The organism is Acidobacteriota bacterium (assembly GCA_030774055.1).
In the GTDB taxonomy this organism is placed as follows: Bacteria; Acidobacteriota; Terriglobia; order Terriglobales; family Acidobacteriaceae; genus JACPNR01.
Map to the genome: position 1 here is coordinate 1 of JALYLW010000159.1, position 10391 is coordinate 10391.

Here is a 10391-nt window from a genome sequence, read left to right on the forward strand (position 1 = left end):
ACTTCGGCCCCTGCCCCGGCGGATTCGTTCCGCCAGCCGGATTGCCCGGCTGGCCCACTCCGCCCGGCACCGCCAGCTGTGGTTGCGGTTGCGTATCGAAGCGCGGATCGTAATAGAACTCCCAATCGCGATAGTTCGTCTTGTCATTCCACGTCTTGAGCGACGTTTGATCCTTCGTGCCCGCGACGCCAATGATGGGAGCGCCACCGAAGGTCGGGCCGCTGCCTAACGTACCCATGCTGCTCGCCGGGGTTCCGGCAGTGCCGCCAGTGGTTCCACCGCTCCCAGCAACGCTGCTGCCGGGCGCAGTCCCGCCGAATGTCGGTGCGCCCATGCCTCCGCCTGTTTGACCACCACTCGCCTGACCTCCACCCAGGGGGCTCCCGCCCATCGCGTTACCGATGATGGCGCCCGGCAAGCCGCCACCGGCGCCCGCCGAGAGGCCGCCTCCACCTGCGCCTGCGCTTCCGGCCACGCCTATCGGCGCGCCGAACAGGCCTTTGGGGACGCTCTTCTGCTCGCCGTAGTGCAGCACGCGGAACGGCTGCCCGGTCATGGGATCGGTGTAACGCTTGCGCAGGAAGCGCATGTTGTTCGTGCTCTCCAGCTCCTCGATGCGCGTGGGATAGCGCCCCACCTTGCGATAGAAACGCTTCACCGCGCGCGCGTATTCCGTTCCGCGGTGGATGGTCTCTTCTTCGCGGTCGCGGCGGATCTGCGCCGCCTCGCGCGGCGCGATCGCCACCAGCGCGATCATCAGCAGCGCCAGCATGAGCAGGATCACCATCAGGACGTAGCCTGACTCAGGGCTGGGCAGGCGGCGGAATCGGGTCGCGACTCTCATTTCTCGTCGTTATTCATCAATCATCCCTGCGTTAGCGGGATGGTCTGCCGGTTGTTCTGCAGCACGTCTTCGATCTCCACCGAGTTCACGCCGATGTGCAGCACGCGGTAGCGCCGGTTCACCACCTCGCCCTCGGCGGCGATGAAGATGTCCCCGTCCGCGGAGGAGAGGAATATCTTTTTAGGCTCGCCCGGCCGGCTGGCAAAGCCATAGAACTTCAGCGGGATGGGCGGTGGCGGGCACCGCGGATCGCCCGGGCAAACCATCTGGGGCCGGGGTTTCGGCCCCGGCGGCACGATGGGCTGCGGGATCTCCTCGGCCTTGGCTTGGAAGATGTTTCTACCGGTGCCCTTGTACTCCGTCCCTTCGCTGGCCTGCAGCAAGTCGAGCTTGAGCGTGGGATCGAGCGAGTCTGCCTGGGGCAGCTTCGCCTGCGCCGCGCGCGGGATACGTCGCGCCGGCGGCGCCGTCTGGACGCTTTGACCGGAAGACGCCGTAGGCGTCGCTGCCACCGCCGGCCCCTCGTTCAGGAGCACGATCATGCGGATGGCGAGCGCGATGGCGATCACGGCGAGCACGACCGTCGCGACCAGCACCTTCTTGTTTTCCGCGCCGACTTTCATCATCCACCGCTCGCTTCGCTGTTCATCATGCACCACCGGTCCCGCGGGCGCTGCTTTCGCGCAGGTAGGTATCGAGTTTGAGCTGCAGGGTGACGCCGCCCTGACCTTCGGCAAGCTCCACGCTCGCGGGCACGAACAGCGTGCGGTCGCGCTCCAGCGCGTTGATGAACTTGGCGATGTTCACGTAGTTGCCGTTGACGCTCGCGGCGATGTGTAACGTCCGCACGCCCGGCCCGGGGAGATCCCTATCCTCGTCGTACTTCACCTGCCCTAGTCGCACGCCGCTCTGCGAAGCCAGCTTGGCCAGTTCCGCGGTGACGACGGAATATTGCTGCGGCAGGCGGTCGCGATAGAAGGTGTCAATCTGCTGCCGCGCCGTCCCCAGCTTCTGGTCGATATTCTCCAGCGAGCCGCTCTCCGCCTGCTTGCGGTTCTTCTCGGCGAACAGCCGGCTGTATTCCTGCTGCAGATATGCGCGCGATTTTCCCAAGGGCGTCAGCAGGAATATTCCCGCGGCCAGCGCGATCACCGTCAGCACGATGCCGAGCGCGATGAAGCGGCGCCGTACGGCTTCAAAGTCGCGCATCAATCGCCTCCCCGGGCCGCGGCAATCGGCGGCGCGACTTTCGGCGCGTAGACCTGCGGCACATACTGTGCCGAGATCTCGAATTCGACCTGGGCGCCACCATTCGATGTCTGGCGCACGTCTTCAGCGCGCAGTTGCGGATTGCGAAAACTCTGCGACCCTTCCATGCGGCGCAGCAGCTCGACCACGCTCGCGCGCGAGTCGCCGGCTACCCGCATCACGAGCTGCACCTGATCGTTCTTCACCTCGGGGTGGATGGAGAGCACGTGCACCCGTGGCGGCACCACGCGCTCCAACTCTTCGAAGACCTGCGTCCAGGAGAAGGCCTTGCGTGCGATGGTCCCATTCAGGAACCTGGATCTCTCGCGGACGTCGCGATTCTCGGGCCGGTTCATCACTTCTTCCGCGCGCGCGCGCTGCTCGTCGAGCTTGGCGATCTGAGCCTTGATCTTGCGCACCTCGCCCGCCACTTGGCGCGAGCCGACGAGCGCGTGCAGCGCGAGGCCCACCAGCAATGCGGCGAGCAAGAACAGCGCCCCGAGGCCGGCAAGCCAGTTGGTGTAGAAGCGCCGCGCATCGATATACGGACGGCTCGCGAGATTGATCTGGTAGCGCATCAGCCGACCAACGCTCCCACCACGGCGGCAAGCGCGCCGCGCGCGGCAGCATCTGCCGAACCTGGTTCCACGTGGCGCCCGCTCACCAGTTCATGGACGCGGGCTTCGGTATGCGCCTCGAGCGCGGGCGCGATCTGTTGCAGCGGAACGATCCCGGCCACGTACACGCTTTCCACGCGCGCGTGGTATGTGTCTTCAAAAAAAACGGCTGAAGGATAGACCTCGCTGGCCAGTTGTTCGCCCGTGACGGCGGCGCCGGAAGCGTTCTCGAGCACGCGGATGAGGCGGAGCTCGCCCTGGTCCACGATGGCCACCGTGATGGTGGTGGCATCGACCTTCACGATCATCGCCGGGCGCTCGCCTTCGATGTTGCCGAGCATCGCCAGGGCCGAGGGCAGCACGATGCCCGCGTTGTAGCCTTCGTCGGCGAATATCGATTCGTATTCCGCGACCACGGCGGCGGGTGCGACGGCGGCCACCACGTGCTTGCTGCCATTGCCGCTGCGCACGTCAAACGACAGTGCCGCGTGCTCCATGTCGAAGGGCAGTGCCTTGCGCAAGCGGAAGCGGACGAGCGCCGCCGCTTCTTCATGGCGGTCGGGCAGCTTGTCGAACTCGAGCAAGTTCACGCGCACCGCGGCGTCGGGCAGGATGGCGATCACATCGCGGGTGCCGCCGCCCACGGTGGCGAGTGCGTTGCTTACCGCCGCGCGCACCGCATCGCGGTCCATCACGTTGCCGGCGGCGAGCGAGGGTCCCAGCGCTCTCGGCGGCAGCGAACGCACGGAAAACACCTCCACCACGGGCTGCGCTTGGGCAACGCGCGCCGCAACCACGCGGTCGGCGGCGATCTCGCAAGCGATCTTTGGTCCGTACCCCATTGGTCCGTAACCCATTGGTCCCTACCCCAAGTGCTCCATTCCCGATTGCTCCGTTTGCAGCTAGCGCGTGGTCTCGATGAAAGTGACCTTGTTGATCTCGCGCAGGGTCGTGATCCCTGCCCGCACTTTAGCCAGCGCCGACTCACGCAGGAAGCGCATACCTTCCTCGCCCGCCGCGCGCCGTATCTCCGAGGTCGGTTTCTTCTCCAGGATCATCTCGCGCACGCGGTCGCTCAGGTCGAGCAGCTCATGGATCGCCGTCCGCCCGCGATATCCCGTGCCGGCGCACTCGATGCACCCTTCTCCTTCGTAGAACGCCACGTTGTTCCAAGCCGGCGGCTCGAGGCCGCTGGCCTCGAGCTGCTCCGCGGTGTAGTGGATCTGCTGCTTGCAGGAATCGCAGATCACGCGCACCAGCCGTTGCGCCAGGATGCAATTGAGCGCGCTCACGAAGTTATAGGCTTCCACGCCCATGTTGAGGAAGCGTCCGATCACGTCGACCACGTTGTTGGCGTGGACGGTGGTGAACACCAGGTGGCCGGTAAGCGCCGACTGGATGGCGATCTGCGCGGTGTCGGTATCGCGGATCTCGCCTACCATGATCTTGTCGGGATCGTGACGCAGGATGGAGCGCAGTCCGCGGGCAAACGTGAGGCCCTTCTTCTCGTTGACCGGGATCTGGGTGACGCCGCGGATCTGGTACTCGACCGGATCTTCGATGGTGACGATCTTGTCTTCCTCGGTCTTGATCTCGTTGAGTGCGGCGTAGAGCGTGGTCGTCTTGCCCGAGCCGGTGGGCCCGGTCACCAGCACCATGCCGTACGGTTCGGCGATGAAGCGGCGGAAGCGCTTGAGGTCGTCTTCATCGAACCCGACCACGTCGAGGGTGAGGTGCTTGAACTTCTCGCTCATCGACTCTTTGTCGAGCACGCGGAGCACCGCGTTCTCGCCGTGGATGGTCGGCATGATGGAGACGCGGAAATCGATGGAGCGCGCGGGCACGCCGTAGCGCACGCGGAAGCGACCATCCTGCGGCACGCGGCGCTCGGCGATATCGAGTTCACTCATCACCTTCACGCGCGAGATGATGGTGGAGTGGTGCTCTTTCGCGATCGGCGCCATCGCCTGCTGCAGTACGCCGTCGATGCGGTACTTGATGACCACCGAGTCGTCGTTGGTCTCGATGTGGATATCGCTCGCGCGGCGCTGCAGCGCGCTGAAAATGGTGGTATCGACCAGGCGGATGATGGGCGAGTCGGCGTCGGCGGTGAGCCGCTCGATCGAGATGGTCTCGTCGGTGAGCTCGTCTTCTTTGACCACGTCGAGGGTGAAGCCCTCACTGGCCTCCTGCAGCACGCGCTGGGATTGCTCGGTCTTCTTGAGGATGTTGCCGATCTGCGAGAGCGTGGCGACCTTGGTCACGATGCGCTTGCCGAGCAGCAATCCGATCTCGTCGATCATCATCAGCTGGCTGGGATCGGCGATGGCGATCACCAGGCGGCCGTCCGCAGTCTGTTCCAGCGGGATGAAGTTGTAGCGGAACATCAGGTCCACCGGCACCGAGCGGAAGAGCTCGTGGTCCATGTGGTGGTCCTTCATGTCCACGAACTCGGCGCGATAGCGGCGCGCGAGATCGCGAGCACGCTGTTCTTCATTGTCCGGCGAGTCTCCGCCGTTGGCTTTTCCCAGCCCCCGCGGCGGCCGCGGAGGCTTCCCGCCGCTTCCACCGTTCAAAAAGATATTCTTGTCAGCCATTCGACTCCCGTATCAGTGCAGTTGTCCTGCCGCTCCCAGACTGAAGATCGGCATATATAAGGATATAAGGACGAACGCCACCACCACGCCCATGAAGATGAGGATGACCGGCTCGATCAGCGAGAGCGAAGCGGAGAGCGCCGTCTGCACGTCTTCCTCGTAGAACTCCGCCGCCGAGCTGAGCATCTGCGGCAGCGCGCCCGTGGATTCGCCGACTTCCGTCATCTCGACTGCCAGCTCGGGAAACACCTTCGCTTCTTCCATGCTGCGCGAGAGTGCCATGCCTTCGCGCACGCGATGTGCGGCTAACTGGATGCCACCGGAGATCAGCCGGCTGGACATCGAATTCGCCGAGGTCTCCAGCGCGTTGACCAGCGGCAGCCCCCCAGTCAGCAGCGTAGACATCATGCGCGCGAACATGGCCACCTGGTACTTCAGCCAGATGTCGCCCAGCAAGGGAACGCGCAAGCGCATGCGGTCGAGCCACTCGCCGCCGGAGTCGCTGCGCGTCCAGCGCCACAGCAGGAAGGCGCCGATCAGCAGGAAGGGCAACGCGATCAATCCGTAGTGCTGCGCCGCCACACCCATATCCAGCATGAATACAGTGACGGGCGGCAGCTGGGCGTTGAGTCCTTCGTAGAGTTTGTTGAACTGCGGCACCACGTAGGTGATCAGATAGATGAGCATGCAGAACACCAGGAAGAAGAGCAGCGCGGGATAGATCAACGACGCTTTCAGCTTCTTCTTGAAGGCCAGCGAGATGCGCTCGAAGGCGATGTAACGCGTCAGTACTTCTTCCAGGTTGCCGCTGCGCTCGCCCGCCAGCACCGTGGTGGTGTAGATGCGGGGGAAGACGCCCTGCGCCTCGAAGGCCTGCGAGAGCACTTCGCCACCGCGGACGCGGTCGCGCACGTTCTCGAGCCACGCCTTCAATCGCGGATCGCGCTGCCGCTTGGCGAGCAGTTCGAGCGACATCAGGATGGGCAATCCGGCGCGCACCAGGGTGACGAACTGCTGGTTGAAGATGACGAACTGTTCCATCTTCACTCGGCGCTGCTGCCGCAGTCCGCCGCCGGCGAGCACGCCGCGCGGCTTCACCGAGTAGACGAGCAGCCCCTGTTGCACGTAACGCTCACGCGCCTCTTCCAGCGAGCGCGCGTTCTCCACGTGCTGCGCGACCTGCCCGCGATCGTCCGCTACTTTGACGAGGAATTCCGGCATGGCAAACAGTCAGTCTAACACCGTGGTTCCGCCGCTTCGGGCACGCACACACACCCGGCCCTGTCGCCCAATCTCCCTGTCTCCCTATCCATAAGACGCGGAAAGCGCCTCTTCTTGCCCTCTAAATCCGCGGCCGAAGCGGGTTTTTCCGCGGCGACGTCAGGGTGCGACGAAAGTCAGGGAGCGACCTCGGTGGATTCGATGAGCTGCACGCCCGGCGGCGGAGTGAAGCGGAACTTCGCGTCCTCGATCGCCGCGTTCTCGATGATGTTGCGGAAGCGGAATTCGGTGGTCGAGCCGTCCACCTCTTCCACGATGATGCGGACAATATGGTTGCGATCACCAGGCGCGATCTCGAGGACCACGCCGGTCACACGGTCGGCCATCGACTTCGGCTGTCCACGCAGCACGATGTTTCCGGGCGCGAGCGGGGCGACATTGGGGGCGAAGTCGAGGCCCACAAACTCTTTCTGCAACTTCGTTTTGCCGAGGAGATAGCGCAGCGGCGAGCGCAGGTCGTCCAGCTTTTTTACCGGCGCCCGCCGTGCCTGCTGGTCGCCGGGGACGTAGAAGTACGCGGTGGAACCGTCGGTGACGAAGAGTTTCTCCCGCGGCTGCTGATACTCCCAGCGCATCTTCCCCGGCTTTTTCAGCCACAGCTTGCCACTCTCGGCGCGCGTGCTGCCGGCGCCGTGATAGAGCTCACTGAAATCGGCGGAGAAGGCCTGCAGCCGGTTGTAGTGGTCGTCGACCGCCTTGGCTACATCGGACACGGAACGTTCCGCGGCGACGCAGACAGCGCTGAGCAGGAAGGTCGCGAACGTCGCCACACAAAGCTTGCGCACTTAGACCTCGACCACGGGGTACGTACTGATCCTGAGATGCTGCTCTATTGGACGGGGCCTTGGGGGCCAATGGATGGCTGTTGCCCTTCATACAGGCCTTTGGTGATGAACGGGACTTTCTCGGGGTACGCCAGCTGGACGCGGCCATCCTCCAGCTTATACGGGTAGCCAAGCGGGTCGACGGGGACGCCGGGGATGTACCCGGCTGCGTACAGCTCGTTCCAGCTCTGCGGCGCGCGGCCGCGGTCTTTGCGGAAGCGCGCGACGGCCCGCTCGAGCGCGATGACCACTTCGTCGCTTTGTATGGCGGCGAGATGCGCGGCAGCGTTCTTCTTTATCTGCGCCTGCTTCTCGTTCTCGTAGACGATGGTCCACAACCGCCGCGACGTCTCCAGCTCGCCACCGAATTGCAGCATGGTACCCGCAATGGCCCGCAGCTGAGGATTCCCGTTCGGCATCTCGGCGGCGCGTTGCAGCGCGCGGCCGGCAGCGGCGTAATCCTTCTTCTCCAGGTAGTAGACGAACGCGAGCTGAAAGTAGAGATGCCAGTCGTTGGGATCCGCCGCGATGCCTTTCTCAAGCAGGGCGATGGCCTTGTCGGGATCGCCGGCGCCGTGCGGCGGAGCCTGCGCCATGAACGTCGCGCCGAACAGGTACGCGGGCGTGAGGTGCGGATCGAGCGTGGTGGTGATGTCGAGCAGGGGATAGAGTAAATCGTAACGCGTGGATTCAAGGCGATGCTTCTTGCCGAAGTATTGCACCGCGCGCGTCCAGTAGATGTCGGCGAGCAGGCCGGTGTAGCCCAGGCTGAGACGCTTCACCACCTTCGCCGACGGGATGTAGAGCACCTCTTCGAGCGTTGCCGCCGGGCGCAATGCATCCAGGTGATGCACCACCAGCGCCTGGCCGGCGAGGCAGGCGGCCAGCAGCACGGCAAAGACGGTGGTCACTCTGCTGCTGTTCATGCGCGAGTACCGTTCCGAGGAGAGCTCATTTCAGATTCCGCCGCTCAAAGATCAGCACCGCGCCGGCGACCGCCGCCAGAGCATAGAGCAGTGCGTAGACCGTGTTGTACAGGATGAGGTTGCCAGGGATCGGCTGCGCGTGCGCGGCTTGCCCGATCACGTTCAGCGCGGCGAAGTTTGGCATCAGGTAGGCGGCGATGGTAGCCAAGGTACGCGTGGCGCCGTGCGACATGGCGGCGAACCCGCGCAGGTCTTCCGCGAAGGTCCCCACCACGAAGAGCGCGAACGCCAGCACCGCGGAGAGCAGCGGGGAAGAGAACGAGCTGAACAGCAGCGCCAGCGCGGTCACCACCACGAACTGCAGGATGATGAAGTAGAGGGCCACCACCACGGAAAGGTCGCCACGCTCCAGTCCGTGCGCTACGTAGAGCAGCGCGAGGAAGACGCCGATGGACATGAAGCAGGTGTTCACCACCAGGGTGACGACCAGTCCGCAGAATTTGCCGACGATGAACTCCCAGCGCCGCACCGGCCGCGCCAGCACGGTATAGAGCGTGCGCCTTTCGATCTCTTTCGACACCAGCGCGATGCCGATGAAGATGGCGATGACCACACCGAAGAGCGAGACGGCGGTGAGTCCGAGGTTGATCACCACCTGCCGCTCGATGTCGATGGAGATCTGCCCCACCAGCACGGACGCGCCGGCCATCAGCAGCGCAAACAGGATCAGGTTGTAGAGCACGCGATCGCGCACCGCTTCGCGGAAGGTGTTGGCGGCGATCGTCCGGATGCGCGCGATCATGGTTGCGCCTCGGTCGCGTCCGCGGGCGGCTGGCCAAGCTTTTGGAGGAAATAATCTTCCAGCGTGGCGCGTACCGGCGTCACCGACACCAATCGCTCCTGCGCCCGCCGAATCGCGTCGATGGCGGCGTCGAGCTGTGCTTCCGGCAAGGTGGCGCGCACCAGGCTTGCCGTCATGCGGCACTCGCCACCGAGCGCTGCGATGGCCGGCACCGCTTTCGTGCCCTGCCAGACCACTTCGACCTTGCCGCCTACCTCCGCGGTGAGGTCGGCTACCACGCCCACGGCGCGCAACTCACCCTGGTTCAGCACCGCCACGCGATCGCAAAGCGTTTCCGCGTCGGAGAGGATGTGGGTGGAGAAGAAGACCGTCTTGCCTTCGTCCTTCAACGACTGGATGAGGTCGCGCACCTGCAGGCGTCCCATCGGATCCAGACCCGACATGGGCTCATCCAGGATCACCAGTTTGGGATCATGGACGATGGCCTGCGCGATACCCACACGTTGCAGCATGCCCTTCGAGAACTTGCGCAGCTGGATGTGCGCCGCCGCGGACATGCCCACGCGGTCGAGCACCTCGGGCACACGCTTGCGGCGCGCGGCGTGGTCCATACCGGAAAGGTGTCCGTAGTAATCGAGCAGCTCGGTCGCCGTCAGGTAGTCATAGAAGTAAGGCTGCTCCGGCAGGAAGCCGATGTCGGCCTTGGTGTCTGCATCGCGCCAGTCGCGCCCCAGCAGCCGCGCGCTGCCGGCGGTGGGGAACACCAGCCCGAGCAGCAGCTTGAGCGTAGTCGTCTTCCCGGCGCCGTTCGGCCCCAGATAGCCGAATATCTCGCCCTCTTCCACGGCAAGTTGGAAGGGTTTGAGCGCCACCTTCTCGGTCTTGCGCAGGAAGCCGACCTGATAACTTTTTTCTAGTCCCAGGATCTCTAGTGCTGGCATGGTTTTTGAGGGTCAGTGCGGCGTCGCGAGATTATAAGCAAACGGCGGAGGCGAAAAGCAAGTACTGGATCCCCCTCGCCTACTCTGTCGGGAGTAAATAAAAGGGGAGCCAGACTTTCGTCTGAACTCCCCCGGCTCGTACCCTCCCCCAGGTACTTCGCCACACTTGCGGCGGAGGGGGTTGCGCCTCCGCCAGGGTCATGCTTACCCGATCGGTGTCTTGGTCGCTAAGCAGGTAACTCCGCTCGACGGGGTGGCTACATCCTTCCAGATCACCGCAGAGGTATCGGTGCAGAAGGAAGAGTTACCCG

The 10391-nt window shown here is 64.3% G+C and carries 11 protein-coding genes; all 11 read right to left on the minus strand.

The genetic code is table 11. The features are described 5' to 3' along the window. A partial coding sequence (locus M3P27_13045) for a hypothetical protein (GenBank protein ID MDP9269233.1) occupies positions 1–844 on the minus strand: 844 nt, incomplete at its 3' end. A gap of 20 nt (positions 845–864) precedes the next feature. Continuing rightward, a complete protein-coding gene (locus M3P27_13050) occupies positions 865–1470 on the minus strand; it encodes a hypothetical protein (GenBank protein ID MDP9269234.1) in 606 nt (201 codons plus the stop codon). 22 nt (positions 1471–1492) lie between these two features. Continuing rightward, positions 1493–2053: a hypothetical protein gene (locus M3P27_13055; protein MDP9269235.1), complete on the minus strand. Its 561-nt coding sequence runs from the start codon at positions 2051–2053 to the stop codon at positions 1493–1495. Beyond that, entirely contained in the window at positions 2053–2670 is a 618-nt protein-coding gene (locus tag M3P27_13060; protein ID MDP9269236.1) for a PilN domain-containing protein, read from the minus strand. Before M3P27_13060 ends, M3P27_13055 begins: the two co-directional genes overlap by 1 nt. Next, positions 2670–3566, minus strand: a complete 897-nt coding sequence (locus tag M3P27_13065) for a hypothetical protein (protein MDP9269237.1) — start codon at positions 3564–3566, stop codon at positions 2670–2672. The genes M3P27_13060 and M3P27_13065 overlap by 1 nt, the downstream gene beginning before the upstream one ends. A gap of 45 nt (positions 3567–3611) precedes the next feature. After that, positions 3612–5306 carry a GspE/PulE family protein gene (locus tag M3P27_13070; GenBank protein ID MDP9269238.1) on the minus strand — a complete coding sequence of 565 codons (1695 nt, stop codon included), beginning with the start codon at positions 5304–5306 and terminating at the stop codon, positions 3612–3614. A gap of 12 nt (positions 5307–5318) precedes the next feature. Next, positions 5319–6527, minus strand: a complete 1209-nt coding sequence (locus tag M3P27_13075) for a type II secretion system F family protein (protein ID MDP9269239.1) — start codon at positions 6525–6527, stop codon at positions 5319–5321. Positions 6528–6703: 176 nt separating this feature from the next. Continuing rightward, on the minus strand, positions 6704–7372 hold the full coding sequence (locus tag M3P27_13080) for an outer membrane lipoprotein carrier protein LolA (protein MDP9269240.1): 669 nt from the start codon (positions 7370–7372) through the stop codon (positions 6704–6706). A gap of 44 nt (positions 7373–7416) precedes the next feature. Then, positions 7417–8337 (minus strand): hypothetical protein, encoded by a 921-nt coding sequence (locus M3P27_13085; protein ID MDP9269241.1) that lies wholly within the window; start codon positions 8335–8337, stop codon positions 7417–7419. 25 nt (positions 8338–8362) lie between these two features. Further along, positions 8363–9139 (minus strand): ABC transporter permease, encoded by a 777-nt coding sequence (locus tag M3P27_13090; GenBank protein MDP9269242.1) that lies wholly within the window; start codon positions 9137–9139, stop codon positions 8363–8365. Next, positions 9136–10080: an ABC transporter ATP-binding protein gene (locus M3P27_13095; GenBank protein MDP9269243.1), complete on the minus strand. Its 945-nt coding sequence runs from the start codon at positions 10078–10080 to the stop codon at positions 9136–9138. The genes M3P27_13090 and M3P27_13095 overlap by 4 nt, the downstream gene beginning before the upstream one ends. Positions 10081–10391: the final 311 nt, after the last annotated feature.

Coding starts and splice junctions, on each gene's coding strand:
- M3P27_13090 (MDP9269242.1), bottom strand. CDS start 9,139: ATGATCGCGCGCATCCGGACGATCGCCGCCAACACCTTCCGCGAAGCG.
- M3P27_13050 (MDP9269234.1), bottom strand. CDS start 1,470: ATGATGAAAGTCGGCGCGGAAAACAAGAAGGTGCTGGTCGCGACGGTC.
- M3P27_13085 (MDP9269241.1), bottom strand. CDS start 8,337: ATGAACAGCAGCAGAGTGACCACCGTCTTTGCCGTGCTGCTGGCCGCC.
- M3P27_13070 (MDP9269238.1), bottom strand. CDS start 5,306: ATGGCTGACAAGAATATCTTTTTGAACGGTGGAAGCGGCGGGAAGCCT.
- M3P27_13075 (MDP9269239.1), bottom strand. CDS start 6,527: ATGCCGGAATTCCTCGTCAAAGTAGCGGACGATCGCGGGCAGGTCGCG.
- M3P27_13060 (MDP9269236.1), bottom strand. CDS start 2,670: ATGCGCTACCAGATCAATCTCGCGAGCCGTCCGTATATCGATGCGCGG.
- M3P27_13055 (MDP9269235.1), bottom strand. CDS start 2,053: ATGCGCGACTTTGAAGCCGTACGGCGCCGCTTCATCGCGCTCGGCATC.
- M3P27_13095 (MDP9269243.1), bottom strand. CDS start 10,080: ATGCCAGCACTAGAGATCCTGGGACTAGAAAAAAGTTATCAGGTCGGC.
- M3P27_13065 (MDP9269237.1), bottom strand. CDS start 3,566: ATGGGTTACGGACCAATGGGGTACGGACCAAAGATCGCTTGCGAGATC.